This is a genomic window from Methanocella sp. MCL-LM (assembly GCF_049676595.1).
Taxonomy (GTDB): Archaea; Halobacteriota; Methanocellia; order Methanocellales; family Methanocellaceae; genus Methanocella_A.
This window is the reverse complement of record NZ_CP187259.1, coordinates 23,762-39,110: the sequence shown is the minus strand read 5'-3', so window position 1 is coordinate 39,110 and position 15,349 is coordinate 23,762. Positions and strand designations below refer to the sequence as shown.

Sequence of the window (15,349 nt, the reverse complement as noted above, 5' to 3'; positions counted from 1 at the left end):
CGGGCGGGGTTACCTCCGCCCATACTTCCTGAATACCAGCACGATGCCTGCCAGGACCACGACTATGATGCCTCCGGCGAGGTACGGGATGTACGAGTCGGTGGTGATCGCTATCCTGTAGTCGAGCGTGCCGCTGTTCGCCTGATCGCTCTTCACCGTGACTTTAACATCATAATCGCTGGCCACGATGTTGGCGGGAGGCTGCACTGTCACCTTGAAGACCTGCATCTCCCCGGCCTTGATGCTGCTGACCGACTCCGGGCTGGTGCTGACCGTCCACCCCGTGGGCGCTTCCACGCTCGGGTACACGTTGGTCAGCGCCGAGCCCTGGCCGTTGTTGGTGGCGTAGACGTTGATGGTGAACGACTGCCCGGGCTTAGAGGTGTACGAGAGCTTATCGTAGCTCGTGCTCAGCGAGGCTCCGCCCTTCAGCTTCAGGGTCAGGTCTTTGGTCACCTCCACGCCGTCCGGAGTGGTGATCACCGCGGTGAAGTTATACTCGCCTATCCCGGCGCTGTTCGACGGGACGATGGCCAGCACGAGGTTCTTGCTCGCGGAGCCGGCCACTATGGCCTCTGCCATCTCGCTGGTGCTGCTCCTGGAGTCCAGGTACATGTAGTACCAGTTCTCCGGCAGCCCGGTGACCGACAGCTTGTAGCCGTTCTGCTCGTTCTGCAGGTTTTCCAGGGTGAAATCATAGTAGGCCTTGTTGCCCAGCGATGCGATCACCGACGAGCCGCCCGGCGTGGACACAGCCACCGACTCGTTCACGCTGGTGACGTCCACCCGGAGGTTGATGGCGTACGAGTCTGCGTAGACGGTGAACTTCTGCTCGCCGAGGCTGGCCGTGTACGGGGTGTCGACTTCCAGGGCCACGGTTTTCGACTGGGTGGCGGGGACGTAGATCTGGTAAATTTCCTTGTTCTGGTACTTGAAGGCCGTGTGCCAGTCGGCCGAGCTAGAGGTGGCCAGGCTATAAGTGTGGTCCACGTTGTCGTTGTTCTGGATCACTATGGAAAACGACACCGTGTCTCCGGCCTTGGCGACCAGGCCAGGGGTGTCGCTGTACATCATAGTGCCTTCGGTCCTGTTCACTGTGGTGATCTCTGATATGTCGATGTAGGCCTGGGGGATGCCGTCGTATACTCTTGTATCCAGCACGGTGATGCGGGCAGCATCGTAGTAGTCGTACGAGTCTCCTTCGGCCAGGAGGGCGTTGTTCCCGCTGTAGTACGAGCTCTTGATGTGGAGGCTCGTGACGTTGAAGGCTATGCTGTTATTCGGGAAGGTGGGAGTCACGTAGACTCCCAGGCTGTTCTGAGGCGTGGTGCTGCCGTCGCTGATCCATCCCGAGTAGACTGATACGTAGCTGGTTTTAGCGTCTGCCGCCGGGGCCATCGCCACCATGGCGAGGCAGAGCGCCAGAGCTGTAAATAGCATTGTTTTGAACTTCATCTCACATCCACCCTGATGAACTTAACATAGGATATCCCGAAGCCTACGATGATCATGACCACGAGGGCCAGGATGTTCATCCAGACCGAGGAGAGCGATTCCATCAGCGAGACCGACTGGTCGGCCGACCGCTGGAAGAAGCCCGGGTTAGAGCCGCTAGTTCTGGGGCTCGACAGCTCTTCGGTGATGACCTGGGAGATCACTTCGTAGTTGTAGCTCGGGGAGATGACGTTCATGATGCCCTCGATCGTGTTCCGGGTGCTCCAGTAGCTGGTGTACTCCGGGTTGATCGTCATCGGGGTGCCGTTCCGGCTGATGCCCGGGGCTCCGCCGGGGCCGCCGTCTGAGACCGCATAGGTTACCACCGTCGTAGTGCCGCCCGAGCTGCCGACGATGACTGAGCCCGGCGATGTCGAATCGCCCAACGTAGCGCCCGAAGTCGACGGGATCATCATCTGCGGGGCAGTACCCATGATGGCCGAGCCTACCGTGCTGGAGATGCTCGGGACGACCGCCCCGATCAGCACTATGAAGATGGCGATCAGGACTGCCATGGACGAGTTTGGCGAGACCGTCGAGGCGGTCACCGCTATCGCCAGGTAGGTGAAGAGGAATAGCAGCGTCATCACGAAGAACGCCCCTATCCTGGCCAGGTCATCCATGCCCGGCACGATGCCGAAGAACATCATGATCGCAGTCGTGGCCAGGAATGTGGACGCCAGCACCATGAACAGCATGGCGCCAGCGCCCAGGAGCTTGCCGTTAATGACGGAGTCCCTGAACACCGGGTGCGTCAGCAGCAGCTTAAGGGTGCCCTCTTCCTTTTCCCTGGTGATCATGTCGAAGCCCATCGAGATAGCCAGCAGCATCCCGAAGGATGCTATGTATGTGCCATAGGACTGGAAGATGCTGAGCAGCGACGGCATTCCTCCGATCATCTTCAGCATCATGCCCCCTGCGCTGACGGTTTCGGACTTGACGGTCTGGAGGTTGCTATTGTACGTGCTCAGCTGCTCGTTATAGTTGATGAGCCCGGTGATCGCGCCGATGATAGTCAGCACTGCGAGCACCCCGAACAGGGCCAGGAATCTCTTGCTGGACAGGTAGTCCTTGAACTCCTTGGCCGCCACGATTAGTATGGGACTGGTCTCTTTTGCCGCCATGTTATGCGCTCCCGTAAACGGTTTCGAGGAACACGTCCTCGAGCGATCGCTCGATCACCTTCAGCTCGCTGACATGCAGGCCATCTCTGAACAGCTCGCCGGAGATTTCGTCCCTGATGTCAGTGTGGGCCCGAATCGTGGCAGTGCTACAGTTGTACGATGCTTGCACGATGCCGGGTGTCTTGAGCTCCGGCATCTTTCCGGCGACCTTGACCACGATGGTCACCAGGTCGTCCTTCTGCAGCTTCCTCCTGACCTCGTCGGTGGTGCCCTGGGCGATCATCCTGCCCTTCGAAATGACGCCGATGTTCCTGCAGACCAGCTGGACCTCCGAGAGGATGTGGGACGAGAAGAAGATCGTCTTGCCCCTGCTCGCCAGATCGGAGATGATGTTCCTGAACTGGACTACTCCCTGGGGGTCGAGGCCGTTGGTCGGCTCGTCCATGAATACTACCTGCGGATCGTTGATGAGCGCCTGAGCCAGGCCAAGCCGCTGCTTCATGCCCCGGGAGAAGCCGCCTGCCTGCGTAGCCACGCCTTTGAGGCCGACGTATTCCAGCAGTTCATCGATGCGCCTGTCCGCCTCGCTGTCGCTCAGGCCGTAGAACCTTGAGAAGTACCTGAGGTTCTGCTTCGCCGTCAGCGTGGGGTAGAACCCGATGCCGTCCGGCAGGTAGCCGGTGATCTTCTTCGCCTCCAGGGGATTGCGGGTCACCTCAACCTCGTTGATGAAACACTTGCCCTCAGAGGGCTCAATCAAGCCCACGATCATGCCTATGGTTGTCGTTTTGCCCGAGCCGTTGGGGCCGAGGAAGCCGAAGACCTCCCCTTTCCCCACGTTCAGGGAGACCGAGTCCACGGCCCTGACGCCGTTGTAGACCTTGGTCAGATTCTCAGTTCTTATCATGTGGTTTGCCTCCAGGCATCCGTACGTGCCGGATGCACTGTTCCTGAGCGCTAGTCTGGACAGCGTTAATAAATCATTTCTGACCATATCATCCAACGATAAAATCGCAGAAAGGCAATATCGTCGAACGAGCCCAGGATTCGCCTTAGTTGGATGATCAGGTCAAAATGGTTATATACCCACGAGATACTCATATTCAATGGGCTTATGTTCAAACGCACCTCATCCGTGGCTATGCTGATAATGCTGATACTTTCGTTTACCGTGGGGTCAGTCAGCAATGCGACTGCATACCAGACCGCTACAACTGTCACCGTGATGGATAAGCCGCACGTCAAGTATCCCGGCCTAATGGCGCCCCCAGAACAGGGGGTTGTGGCCGTCGCCGCCGAAAGGTTCCACACAGTTCCTCCTGAAGTACGATATACGACGGTCGTAGTCGACATGGACAGCATTCACTTTGAGCCGCCGTTCCCGGGCAAGGGCGAGCTTCTCCAGGGACAGATCTTCACCCATACGGACGCCATGATCCTGACTGGCAACTACATAACCAGCACTGACTCGCAGGCTGTCCTGGTCGGCAGCGCGATGCTGTACGAGCCCGGCAATATGACCCCTAAAAAGCTCCCCGTGCGGTGGGAAGCAAACGGCTCTGATGCTCCGGGCAAGCCCGAGTTCTTCGCCCACATGAAAATCGCAGTGGGCGGCGTTGACACGGCGAACAAGTCGGGCGTGTACGAGTTCAGGAGCAAAATCATCCTCAACGAGGCGGCGGTCGCTGAATCATACGCGGTCAGCCAGGGTGCCACCCAGTATAACCAGGTCGTCAAAGCCGGAGACGACAACTGGCACACTGTCTCCGTCGGCGAAGCCATCGACTCGATGGACGTCGACCTAAAGTGGGAAGGGGGTGACAGCGACCTCAGGCTGATGATCTACACTCCGGATGGCAAAGTCCTCGGCCCATACTACGACGACGCAGACGGCAAAACTGACGGGTGCATCAACCTCAACATCTCCCATAGCGAAGGCCTCGCCGCTGGCGAATGGTACCTGAAGGTTTCCGATACCGCCCTCGTAGGCGAGACCGACTATTACCTGAAGACGTCATGATGTACACCAGGCAGGCCTGAAAAATGCGACTCTCTCTCGTTATCACCGCAGTAGCCATAGTGGTCCTGTCAGCAATCACCATCTTCGGAGTGCTGACCACTACCATGGCACCGCCAGTCACGATCGGCGACTCCGACGGCTACGTGGTCACCCCGGCCACCTCCGGCGGCTCTACGGGCAAGACGCCGGTAGACGCGCCCTTGACGTCCTACTGGAACCTGCCCCTGTGGGTGAAGGTCGCCTCGGCTCTCGACGGACTATTAATCACCATCGGCCTGATAGGCATCGCGCCCTCCGTGATCGGCCGCATCCAGGACGTGCTGGACAACAGCAACAGGCAGGCGATTTTTTACTACGTGCTCAACAACCCGGGATGTACGCCGGCCGAGATCACCGCCCGGCAGAACATGAACAACAGCACTGTAAAATATCACCTGCTCATGCTCGAATCAGAGGGAAAAGTCAGCAAGCGCAGGATGGGCAAGTTCACCCGGTTCTACAACAACGCGGGGGTAAACGACATGGAAAAGGTCGTCGCTTCATACCTCAGAAACGACACCAGCAAGAGCATCCTCCAGGTCATCCTGGACAACCCGGGCATTACCAACAATGTACTGTCCGAGCGGTTTTCTTTAGATAAAAGCACTGTCCACTGGCACATGGAACGCTTCCTCAAAGACGGTTTAGTAGGCTTCGAGCAGGAAGGGAAGTACAAGAAGTACTTCGTCAAGGCAGAGGCCAGCACCGCCTTCCTGAAGCTCGGTGGCCACGGGCCGATGAGCCAGCCCGCTGTGGCGGCGAGCACCGCGGGAAAGGCGTCGTAAACATAAGAATCATCACTTTCAAATTTTCTCGGGCATCGAGATATGCTTATAATGCTTATTAAAATTACTAAAAAAAGCAGACAGCAGGATATCTCTAACTAATGTATAAAATCTGTTTTTATCCAAACCAAAAATTTTAAACTATATTAATCGCTTAGCACTTGGTGGTATCGTACTTACGATAGATCTGGTCATTCCCATGAGTCAAAATGAGAAATTAACTACTCTTATCGGTGTTGCCGGTGGCGTATTTGTAGCACTATATACAATAATCCTTTCGTCGCACGTTCTTTTTAATAATTATTACTTTTCGACGATGTGTGAGAATATTGGCCTGCCATACATTTACAATTACATATTTTTATTATTCTTCGGTTTAATATTGGGAACTCTTGGGGTACTATTTTCTGCTAAGTGGTTACATAGCATAGGTCAGGCATGGAGCTTTGGATTAAAATATGTGTCTTTAACGGCATTTTCCATGTTCGCTGTGTTTAGTATAGTATTTTTATATACGTCTTTTTATCACAGTGATGTAAGAACGTTTCTTGACGTAATTGTTGTTTTCATATTTTCACTGATGTTTAATGTTGTTATTTGCGTGATATATAACGTCCTTGTGTATATCGGCTATATGTTATCTTCACTTGTTTTAATTGGACTAAAAGGGCATAATATGTATAACTGAGGGGCTAGGGTAGAACGATAAAGGGGTGGCTCAGCCCGGTAGTCCTGCTAAGGTTTGCCTGACCTGCTCTGCCCTCCATGGTACTCCGTGCGCAGGGTAGACGATTTCCGGCTTCCTGGCGATCACTGCCTCCACGCTCGGCCTCATCGCCTCCGGCACCTCTATTAGCCTGGGCAGGCCGGGTCCTCCTGCGACCATATACCTGCTCATCAGCAGATCGCCGATCAGGCAGGAGCCTGCGGTCGAGATAGAGATTGACCCTGCGGTGTGGCCTGGCGTCGGGAAAGCGGTGGCATCTACCCCGTATGGCGAGAGATCCAGCGCACCGTCGATGAGGATGTCGGTCTCGAAGGCTCGTGTTTTTGGTCCTACGAGGGCGGTCGTGACCCGGCCAAGCATGGTCCGGGGCTTCAGAGGCGCATTCAAACCTCTGGCTACGTAGGTAGCATCCGCCTTTCCCATCGCCACCGGGACGCCGAGAGCTTCCGCTAGCTCGGGCACGTTGCCAGTGTGATCTTCGTGGCCGTGAGTCAGGAGGATCAAACTCACATCAGACCTTTTTATACCGTTGGCCTCCAGGGCTTTCAGGATGGCCTGATGCTTACCGGGCCTCCCGGTATCCACGATGATGGTCTTCTTGCCTTTGATGAAGAAGCTGCGAGCCATAGTATCAGCTCCGGCGTCGATGACCTGGGGCTTCATTTCTGGATCAGCCCCTTCCCGTCTTTGTAGGCCAGGCCTGCCTGGCTCCCGAGAGTCCAGTACATGAGAGGATTGCCGCCGAGCAATAGGGGATTGATCTTCCGCAGGTCCGGCCGCCCGTCTGTAAGGCAGTCTTTGCTGACGTAAACTTCCAGCACTTCCCCTATGAAGACCTCCGAGACGATGTCGCTGACCGGACTGTTGGACAGCTCCTCGCTTTTAAGGACCTTGCACAGTATGTTGACCGGGCACTCCTTGATCATAGGCGCCTTGTCTGCAGCTCCGAATAATGAACTGAAGACCCCGGACTTGTCCGTGTCCCGCCCGGAGACGAGGCCCACGTAGTCCGTCTTTGCCACCAGCTCTTCGGAAGGTATGTTCACGCTGAAATAGCCGCTTTCCCGGATGCCAACGTTCGTGTAGTGCGACTTCCCCGACATAATGTAGACCATAGGCTTGACCGCGGACAGGAGCCCGAAGCAGCCCAGCGTGTTGAAGTTGGCTTTCCCGTTCACCATGGAGCCTACGATGGCCACCGGAAGGGCGCAGGCGGGCATTTTTCCGATCATTACTTTTTCCTCATGCTCTGTCATTCTCTCACCGACTTGTTACTGTATGAAAATATTTTTAATCAAGTTACAGCATATACTGCTTGAACAACAAACTGTATGTAAGCTATAAATTGATTATTTCAGCAGTTTATACACCATAGTGTATGATATCGATTCATACACTACGGCAAGGAGGCGAACACGAGGGCCAGATCACGGGCGAGAGGCGAGCGGGAGCCGGCAGGCAGGACTAAGGCAGCCATCCTGCTCTACCTGGCGGAGCACGGGGAGAGCACCTTTACAGAGGTCCGGGAGCACCTGCTTGACCGCCACAATATCAGGAGCCAGAAAGATATCCGGGGGCACCTGAACGACCTGGCCGACCCGGGCAGGCTGGGACTCATCGTGAAAAAAACGAACGGCAACGGCAACGCCTGTTCCTACCGGATCAGGGACGGCTTCGGCAGCTTGCGAAAGCTGTACAACTACCTGAAAGTGCAAGGCCTGGAAACTGCGCTGATGCAGGCCCGGCACTTCCACGAGTACACGGCGTCCTGCGACTTCTTCGTCCAGGTCAAGACGTCTCTCCTCTGCGACGCTATGCTCGACCTTACCAGGTGCCTGGCCACCGAGGAAGGCACAGCCATGATCCTGCAGAGCCTGAATCATGTGACGCCGGAACACCGGGTAATGCTAACTGGCTGGATAGCCCGGGTACGGGGGCGGGATACCGATGATCCCGTGGCTGGCAGCTTCGTCCGGATGATCGACGATCTCTGTTCTCCTGATGCCGATATGATGGCTGAAGCCTACGTGCAGAAGGTCATGAAAAGAGGGCTCGAGGCCATATGCCTGAAACAGTTCAGCGTGCTGGCTTCGGACATCGTCATCCCCGAAGAGTACCGGGAGAGGATCACCTCCATCATGCGGCTGTCCCCGGGCGCTTTCGACTGTATCGCAAACTTGAACTGCGACAGCCCGCTGTTCATCCGGAATCCGTTTCTGCCCTACGTTATCAGCGTCCTGGTGGCTCAGGATGAACCCCTGTCGGGGCCGCACCTGACACTGCAGGAGTGCTGCGATTACGCCGCGGGCATCCCCCGACTCACCCCGGAGCCGCCGATCTTCACCATCGCCCGCTCCCACTTCATCACCGACCTCGCAGGCGGAAGGCTGGCTATAAAGGAAGTCCCGGCGGAGACGCTGCGCCAGATCCTGGCGGACGTCAGTCAGACCCGGGGCTGAAGCCTTTTTCGAACCAGGCAATACGCTGCTACAACGAGGCCCAGCAAGATGAGTGCCACGGCCGTCGCATTTATTCCCAGCTTCACCGCCGTGACCAGAGAGGTCGCCGTGGCGATGACCTCCATCCGGGCAGGATAAGCGAGCAGCATCGTGATTATACTCGCGTTCTCCGCTAGGTCCAGGGCTCCGCCCGCCAGCGGTAGCACCGCCAGGTACCGGAGCCTGCTGTCCGCCCCTGTCAGGTATTTTAACAAGAGCGCCAGCGTGCCGGCGAAGAGCAGCGAGTAGGCTACCGGGAAGACGAGGTCGTTGAGCACCAGCTTCCTGACGTAATACGTCCTCCCGTCCGCCCCGTAGCCCTCTATCAGCTCATACGCTTTTTCGGGCGAGTAGCCGATCATCATGTCGAGCTGTGATCCGCCGTTCGTTTTCGTGGAGAAATCCGCGGCACTATACGGCAGACCGGGAACCTCCATCCAGACGAACAGCCCGGCGAAGACTGCCAGGAGTAACAGGTAGACCACCGGGCGGGTGATCGCCCCGGTGAAAGCTTCCAGGTATTTCCACCGGGAATCGTCTGATCTCTGTGCCATAGTTACCTCTTGATCAGGGCGAGGCCTTCCTTCCAGGCAGCGCCGGCATACTCGCCGATGCCAGCGTAGGAGCGGCCGGTCAGAAGTAGCGGGTTGATCTTCTTCGGGTCGGGCTGGCCGTCGACGAAGCAGTCTCCGCTGACGTATACCTCCTCTATTTCACCGTAGAAGATTTCGTGGTTGGGCACGTTGGGCAGCTCGTCAGTCTTGATCACCCTGCACAGCATGTTGACCGGGCATTCCTTTATCATCGGTGCCTTATCCACGGACCCGAAGAACGGGGTGAACAGGCCGGACTTGTCGACCTTCTCACCGGAGACCAGGCCCACGTAGTCTGTTTCCCGGACGATGCCCGGTGTGGGCACGTTCACGCTGAAATACCCTGTTTCCCGGATGCCCTTGTTAGTGTAGTGAGATCTTCCGGACATGATGCTCACTGTAGGCTTCGTAATCGACATCATGCCGAAGCAGCCCAGCGTGTTGTAGTTCGGCTTGCCATCGACCAGCGTGCCGACGATCACTGCAGGCACGGCTGCGACCGGCATCTTTCCTATCATCACTTTATCCATCGAACTTTCCTTCCTGCTCTCAGTTTTCCATTAACAAATCACTGCTCTGGCAAGCCTGCCGATCATGATCTTCATACCGGTGCCAAACCCCGGATTTTTCATTACGCCTGAGACGCCGAGCGTCATAAATACAGGCTGCGCTGAAGTCATCCAGCCAGCCAGCAGCGCTCCGAGATCCAGGTACACCTGTCCGGCCAGCAGCCCGCCCGTGGTCAGGATTGCGATTGCGGCTACCCTTAGGTATCTCCCTGCACTCGCGAGGTGCACCTTTCCTGTACTGATCAGTTCCATGTCTTGCCCTCCTGCTAGTCCTGGCCTGTTATGCCATCTGGCCCTGCCTGTCCATCAGGATGTAAATATCCGTGACTTCGCCCTGCTTCACGGCCTTCAGGCTCGAGTAGCAGAAGGGGCAGTACGTGACGACCTTCGCCGGCTTGCCTTCGAAAGCCTTCTGCGCCTTGGCCTCTGCCAGGAGCCTGTCGTGGGACATGACGCCTGCTCCGGCACCGCAGCACGGGCTCACGCTCTTATTCGAGGAGCCCGGCAGCAGACTGCGGACAACGCCGCTCTTCTCCTTGCCGTGGCAGGGATCCTGGATGGCGAAGTCGCCGTTCACGGTCATTCCGCCGAGCAGGTCTACTGCCAGCACTATCTCCGGGTTGAAGCCGTCCTGCCCCTTGTAGTACTTGTTAAACGAGGCGTAGCACCCGGGGCAGACGGTGATGATCTTCCTGACTCCGGCCGCCTTGAACTTCGCGATGTTGGCCTTGACGACCTCTGTGCCCGACGCCTTGTCGCCCAAGTTGAACAGCACGTTGCCGCAGCACGTTTCCCCGTCGATAGTGCCGTACTGGATGCCTTTCTTACCGAGCAGGTTTTCGACGGCGGCCAGGATTTCCGGAGCCTTGTAAGTGGACGTGCAGCCCCGGAAGAGGATGGTCTCGCACTTGCCGGACCCTGCTCTCTTGCCTGTGATGCCGTAGGGGTTGCCCTTCTCCCTGATGTTCTTGCCTATCGTGCTGACGTGCGGGGCGACGAGGCTCCTGCTGATCGCCATCTCCCTGGCTCCCCTGTTGAAGTCGGCGGTGTGGCATTCATTACATAAAGTACAGCTGTACAGGCCGGCGAGGTCTTTTTCGTTAAGATTGCCGGCCAGCTTGACTTTGAGATTGCAGTAGACGGAATTTAAAGGGTTACAATTTTTGGTGCTCATATTAGATACCTCTCGTATTTCTGTGATTGCTCGCAGTTTCTCCAACCAATTCCATCAATCACCATGGCATAGCACCGTATTAACGATTTTTCGACAGGTACATATACCCGGGTATATGATACTTTTATCAAATACTCGGGCGGCGATTCTACATGGCCAGTAAAACCAGAGCAAGGGGAGAGCGGGAGCCTACCGGCAGGACCAAGGCAGCCATCCTGCTCTACATTGCGGACAACGGCGAGCGAACCTTCACGGAGATACGGGAGCACCTGCAGGAGCGGCATAACATCAAGAGCTCTAAAGACGTGAAGCTGCACCTGGCCGATTTATCTTCGGACGAACGGCTCGCCCTGCTCGAGAAGGTCACCCACGGCAGCGGCATTGCCAACTCGTATCGAATCCGCTCTGGTTTCAACAGCCTCAAGCGGCTCCACAATTTCCTGAATGAATATGGTCTGGTACCCGCGCTGATGAAAACAAAATACTTCGTGGAATATACGTCCTCGAAGTCCTTCGACACGAGAATGAGGACCAACATCGTCCGGAACTCTCTGATGGAGCTGACTGAGACTATCCATGATAACCGGGGCTACGAAAAGATCAAGGTCCTGCTACAGGCGGCGGGCGACGATCAAGAGAAAATCCTGGCCTGGGTAGATCGGGTCCGGGCCAGCGATCGGGATGATCCACTCTCAGGCAGCTTCATGGCCATAGGTGACATGATGCGGGAGGGCGACATCGACCAGCTGGGCGATATTTTCACCGGCATCGTCAGGCTGCTTGCCTCGGAGGACTTCTTCGCCCTCATGGAAGACCTCATCATTCCGCCCTACCAGCGGGACATGGTGATCGCCGTCAGGCGGTACTCCCCGAGCGCGCTTGATTATCTCCTGAACTCGTCCCGGAATAACCCCCTGTTTCCGCCAAACATCTTCCTCGCCTACGCCTTCAGCGAGATCCTCGAGGCCCCGGGAGAGAACTTCATGGCAGGCCGGCTGCCCGACATCGACTTCGCGCCCCTCCGGCGGTACAGCAAGGCTCTCCCCCGCCTGACCTCGGAGCCGCCCATCGGCCTGATCGCCAGATCGCTCTTCATCTCAGACATGGTACAGGGGAAGCTGGCTGTTGAAGAGGTGCCGGGTGAAACGTTAAAACTGATTTTCTCGTAAACTCGGGGAAAACATCCTGTAAGAATAAAACGCCAGGCCGCCAGGTACTCGGCTCGTGAAAACAGGTTTTTCAAGTTAAGCTGGAGAAAAATCCTTGGAGATCGGGGAGGTCCCGGGAGGCAGGGGAGGATTTTCAAGCTGGGAGGTTAGGGAGGTTAAGAGGTCAGAGAGGAGGTTTGGGAGTGTGGAAAGGTCTGAGAGGATTTTCTTAAGTTGATTCTCTCAGACCTCCGGGTGCCTCACATAGCCTCCCTCTCTGACCTCTGACCCTCCCTGACCTCCCAGCTTGAAAAGTCCTCTCTAAACTCCCTGAACCTCTCTGACCTCCTCTCTGACCTCTCAACACCTCCCGGACCAACAATTTTTCATGGAACGCCAAGGACTTTTTGGATCGGAACCGCACGGTTATTACTACTTAGCCTGGCGTGCCTGGTGGTATATCTATGCAGATCAGAGGAACTGCCTATGTCAAAAAAGCGGTAACTATAATAAGTAAATAATGAAGCTGATTTATATGTGCTTCGCAGAAAATCTATCCCTGCCCCAGTTTTTGCCCTTGCGGGACTTGTAGCTATCATCCTTCTGCTATGGGGCATTTGTGTACTATGCGGCTACCTGCAGAATCCCGCCGGCAAAAGCCAGAAACCTCCCGACTATTACTACAGCTATAACTTGAGTAAGAACGGTTCTGTCACCAACGTGTTGATCATCGCAGAGTTCGACGCGGTATTGAAGAACTATGTGAAGTACCTCGACTCAGATGGGCAGGACCTTGAGGTGAAGATCTGGGGCGGGGTCGTGAGCTATGACGCTGTTCACTTCAGTAAAGAGGGCGATGATCTTAGAGTCAGCATCCGGGTAGTAAGTGCAGTAGACAACTTCCTGGGCTCATCGCGAGCAGACGAACACGTCTACCTGCCCAGAAACTGGACTTACACTATCGTTTCTACTAACAAGAACGGTAACACAACAGTTGAAAACCAATCGTGGAGCTACAGTTCGTACGGTAAGACTTAGCCATTATATGGTTCATAAACCTGAGAAGCGAGATCTGGTCGTTAACCCGGAGAGTGAGGCTACACATAGAAGCTGTTTACTACGTTGCTCCTGTTAATGCCCGGTCCCCCTCTGCCACAGGTATTAATAAGGGATCTCTTCCGAAATTCGGGTGCCATTGCAGTGGGTGTTCTGGATCGTTTACCCAGAGAGTCAGGTTACCACCGTTATACTTCGTCACTACGTCGCTCTGGTTCGGACGAGCCCATCCGTTCCTGATAGTCACAGTATAATTCGGGCCCTGTGGCAGAAAGAGTAGTGTATCTGTTTTTACATGAGGGCCATCTGACCAGCTCATAAGTCCTAACTTGATATCTCGACTACTGCCATTAGCCTCGGAGTGGGTGTAGGGCTCATCGACATAAAAAGTATGCACCGAGAGGTTGATCTGCCCGGAATCCGATGGCAGGATTGTGACCGGATCAGGCCCCAGCGTAACCAGGTTGATCTCGATTGCCACGTTTTCCGCCGGATCGTAGCTGTAGTTAAACCACTTCATGGGGGGAAAGATGTAGTCGATGCAGAGGCAACCGCTGCTGGCTGTGGCCAGTAAGATTATGGATATCGCGGCAATAATGAGATTTAGTCTCACGTGGTTGTAATAAAACTGCTTAGTTCATAAGTTTTCGCAATTCTCTGGACCATTGTTTATTATGATCACCTGTGCCTTTGTTAGGCCGTACAAGCAATTATATCACAGGCCTTCGGCCTGCAGCTGACCTGCGCCCCGCCCTTTTATTCATACCCAAAATGGTTATTAAGTAGTAACGTGTTAGTGCGTCATGAGGTTCTATTCATGTACCAGATCGGAGAAGCTCTCATCGGCGAGGGCAACGAGGTGGCCCACATCGACCTTCTTATCGGAGATAAGAACGGCCCCGTTGGCATCGCTTTCGCTAATGGCATGACCCAGTTATCCATGGGGCACACGCCCCTGCTCGCAGTCGTAAGGCCTAACTTAATCCCGAAGCCCGCGACTCTCATCGTACCGAAAGTCACAGTCAAGAACATGGGCCAGGCCGCCCAGATCTTCGGCCCCGCCCAGGCCGCTGTCGCGAAGGCAGTCGCCGATGCAGTAGAGGAAGGCGCCATTCCCAAGGACATCTGCGAGGACGTCGTCATCATCGTCTCGGTGTTCATCCACCCCGAAGCCCAGGACGCCACCAAGATCTACAAGTACAACTATGGCGCGACCAAGCTGGCGCTGACCAGGGCCATGGAGAAGTTCCCGGCAGTGGACAAGGTCACCTACGAGAAGGACAGAGGAGTACACGCCATCATGGGCTACAAGATCACGAGGCTCTGGGACGCACCCTACCTGCAGATCGCCATCGATGCGCCGGACCTCGGCGTCGTCGAGCGGGTGCTCAAGAACGTCCCCAAGAACGACCACCTGATCATCGAAGCAGGCACCCCGCTCATCAAGAGGTACGGCCTGTCCGTCATCAGCAAGATCAGGGAAATCCGCAAGGACGCCTTCATCGTCGCCGACCTGAAGACCCTGGACACCGGCAACCTGGAAGCCCGCATGGCCGCCGACAACCTCGCCGACGCAGTAGTCTGCTCCGGCCTGGCACCCATCGCCACGATCGAGAAGTTCATCGAGGAAGCCCGCAAGGTCGGCATCTACTCGATCATCGACACCCTGAACGTCGAGAACCCCGCCAAGCTCATCGCAGCGCTCAAGGTCAAGCCCGACATCGTCGAGCTGCACCGCGGCATTGACACCGAGAGCCAGTCCGCCGAGCACGCGTGGGGCAACATCCACGAGATCAAGAAGGCCGCAGGCGGCAAGAAGCTGCTCGTAGCAGTCGCCGGTGGCGTCAAGGTCGAGAACGTCGAAACCGCATTAAAGGGCGGCGCAGACATCCTGGTCGTCGGCAGGTCCATCACCAACGCCAAGGACATTGAGGGCGAGTCCCGCAGGTTCCTCCAGGCGATGAAGAAGGACGAGATCGACCAGTACCGTATTATGACGGACTTCTAAGCGAAAATTCCGGGGAGCGATACAAGCTCTCCATACTCCTTTTTATTATCCTCTCATTTCTCCGGGTGCCCCCACCTATTACACGAAGCCCTCGGCTTATTAAAACTGGTTTTT

The 15,349-nt window shown here is 55.9% G+C and carries 17 protein-coding genes; 7 read left to right on the top strand and 10 right to left on the bottom strand.

The genetic code is table 11. The annotated features are described in order from the left end of the window. Window positions 1–9: 9 nt before the first annotated feature. Genes ACPLPM_RS00215 through ACPLPM_RS00205 form a run of 3 tightly spaced genes read right to left on the bottom strand, consistent with a single transcriptional unit; the run spans window position 10 to window position 3,525 of the window. The gene (locus ACPLPM_RS00215) at window positions 10–1,455 is read right to left on the bottom strand and encodes an NEW3 domain-containing protein (RefSeq protein WP_424358220.1); all 1,446 of its coding nucleotides are present in this window, start codon (window positions 1,453–1,455) and stop codon (window positions 10–12) included. After that, window positions 1,452–2,618, bottom strand: a complete 1,167-nt coding sequence (locus tag ACPLPM_RS00210; RefSeq protein ID WP_424358219.1) for an ABC transporter permease — start codon at window positions 2,616–2,618, stop codon at window positions 1,452–1,454. Before ACPLPM_RS00210 ends, ACPLPM_RS00215 begins: the two co-directional genes overlap by 4 nt. A 1-nt stretch (window position 2,619) precedes the next feature. After that, window positions 2,620–3,525, bottom strand: a complete 906-nt coding sequence (locus ACPLPM_RS00205) for an ATP-binding cassette domain-containing protein (protein WP_424358218.1) — start codon at window positions 3,523–3,525, stop codon at window positions 2,620–2,622. 207 nt (window positions 3,526–3,732) lie between these two features. On the opposite strand from ACPLPM_RS00205, the gene ACPLPM_RS00200 reads away from it, so the two are divergent. Both ACPLPM_RS00200 and ACPLPM_RS00195 read left to right on the top strand, forming a co-directional pair. Further along, window positions 3,733–4,638 carry a hypothetical protein gene (locus ACPLPM_RS00200; RefSeq protein WP_424358217.1) on the top strand — a complete coding sequence of 302 codons (906 nt, stop codon included), beginning with the start codon at window positions 3,733–3,735 and terminating at the stop codon, window positions 4,636–4,638. Window positions 4,639–4,661: 23 nt separating this feature from the next. Further along, window positions 4,662–5,462 carry a winged helix-turn-helix transcriptional regulator gene (locus ACPLPM_RS00195; RefSeq protein ID WP_424358216.1) on the top strand — a complete coding sequence of 267 codons (801 nt, stop codon included), beginning with the start codon at window positions 4,662–4,664 and terminating at the stop codon, window positions 5,460–5,462. Between the two features lie 718 nt (window positions 5,463–6,180). On the opposite strand, the gene ACPLPM_RS00190 is transcribed toward ACPLPM_RS00195, so the two are convergent. Together ACPLPM_RS00190 and ACPLPM_RS00185 are read right to left on the bottom strand one after the other, a co-directional pair. Continuing rightward, window positions 6,181–6,852 (bottom strand): MBL fold metallo-hydrolase, encoded by a 672-nt coding sequence (locus ACPLPM_RS00190; protein WP_424358215.1) that lies wholly within the window; start codon window positions 6,850–6,852, stop codon window positions 6,181–6,183. Further along, window positions 6,849–7,445: a flavin reductase family protein gene (locus ACPLPM_RS00185; RefSeq protein WP_424358214.1), complete on the bottom strand. Its 597-nt coding sequence runs from the start codon at window positions 7,443–7,445 to the stop codon at window positions 6,849–6,851. Before ACPLPM_RS00185 ends, ACPLPM_RS00190 begins: the two co-directional genes overlap by 4 nt. A 363-nt stretch (window positions 7,446–7,808) precedes the next feature. Here ACPLPM_RS00185 and ACPLPM_RS00180 point away from each other — a divergent pair, with 363 nt between their 5' ends. Further along, a complete protein-coding gene (locus ACPLPM_RS00180; protein WP_424358213.1) occupies window positions 7,809–8,648 on the top strand; it encodes a hypothetical protein in 840 nt (279 codons plus the stop codon). Here the strand turns inward: ACPLPM_RS00180 and ACPLPM_RS00175 are convergent. Genes ACPLPM_RS00175 through ACPLPM_RS00160 form a run of 4 tightly spaced genes read right to left on the bottom strand, consistent with a single transcriptional unit; the run spans window position 8,633 to window position 11,023 of the window. Beyond that, window positions 8,633–9,241, bottom strand: a complete 609-nt coding sequence (locus ACPLPM_RS00175; protein WP_424358212.1) for a hypothetical protein — start codon at window positions 9,239–9,241, stop codon at window positions 8,633–8,635. The two genes, ACPLPM_RS00180 and ACPLPM_RS00175, sit on opposite strands and share 16 nt — an antisense overlap. A gap of 2 nt (window positions 9,242–9,243) precedes the next feature. Continuing rightward, entirely contained in the window at window positions 9,244–9,810 is a 567-nt protein-coding gene (locus tag ACPLPM_RS00170; protein ID WP_424358211.1) for a flavin reductase family protein, read from the bottom strand. Between the two features lie 30 nt (window positions 9,811–9,840). Continuing rightward, entirely contained in the window at window positions 9,841–10,101 is a 261-nt protein-coding gene (locus ACPLPM_RS00165; RefSeq protein WP_424358210.1) for a hypothetical protein, read from the bottom strand. A gap of 28 nt (window positions 10,102–10,129) precedes the next feature. Continuing rightward, complete coding sequence (locus ACPLPM_RS00160; RefSeq protein ID WP_424358209.1) at window positions 10,130–11,023, bottom strand: (Fe-S)-binding protein; 894 nt, start codon at window positions 11,021–11,023, stop codon at window positions 10,130–10,132. A gap of 152 nt (window positions 11,024–11,175) precedes the next feature. Here ACPLPM_RS00160 and ACPLPM_RS00155 point away from each other — a divergent pair, with 152 nt between their 5' ends. From ACPLPM_RS00155 to ACPLPM_RS00145, 3 genes are all read left to right on the top strand, one after another. Further along, on the top strand, window positions 11,176–12,192 hold the full coding sequence (locus ACPLPM_RS00155) for a hypothetical protein (protein ID WP_424358208.1): 1,017 nt from the start codon (window positions 11,176–11,178) through the stop codon (window positions 12,190–12,192). A gap of 94 nt (window positions 12,193–12,286) precedes the next feature. Then, complete coding sequence (locus tag ACPLPM_RS00150; protein ID WP_424358207.1) at window positions 12,287–12,409, top strand: hypothetical protein; 123 nt, start codon at window positions 12,287–12,289, stop codon at window positions 12,407–12,409. A gap of 299 nt (window positions 12,410–12,708) precedes the next feature. Then, a complete protein-coding gene (locus ACPLPM_RS00145; RefSeq protein ID WP_424358206.1) occupies window positions 12,709–13,209 on the top strand; it encodes a hypothetical protein in 501 nt (166 codons plus the stop codon). Between the two features lie 79 nt (window positions 13,210–13,288). Here the strand turns inward: ACPLPM_RS00145 and ACPLPM_RS00140 are convergent, their stop codons facing one another. Beyond that, window positions 13,289–13,840, bottom strand: a complete 552-nt coding sequence (locus ACPLPM_RS00140) for a hypothetical protein (protein ID WP_424358205.1) — start codon at window positions 13,838–13,840, stop codon at window positions 13,289–13,291. 204 nt (window positions 13,841–14,044) lie between these two features. Between ACPLPM_RS00140 and ACPLPM_RS00135 the strand changes: the two genes are divergently transcribed. Then, window positions 14,045–15,235: a bifunctional 5,6,7,8-tetrahydromethanopterin hydro-lyase/3-hexulose-6-phosphate synthase gene (locus ACPLPM_RS00135; RefSeq protein WP_424358204.1), complete on the top strand. Its 1,191-nt coding sequence runs from the start codon at window positions 14,045–14,047 to the stop codon at window positions 15,233–15,235. The last annotated feature ends 114 nt before the right edge of the window (window positions 15,236–15,349 follow it).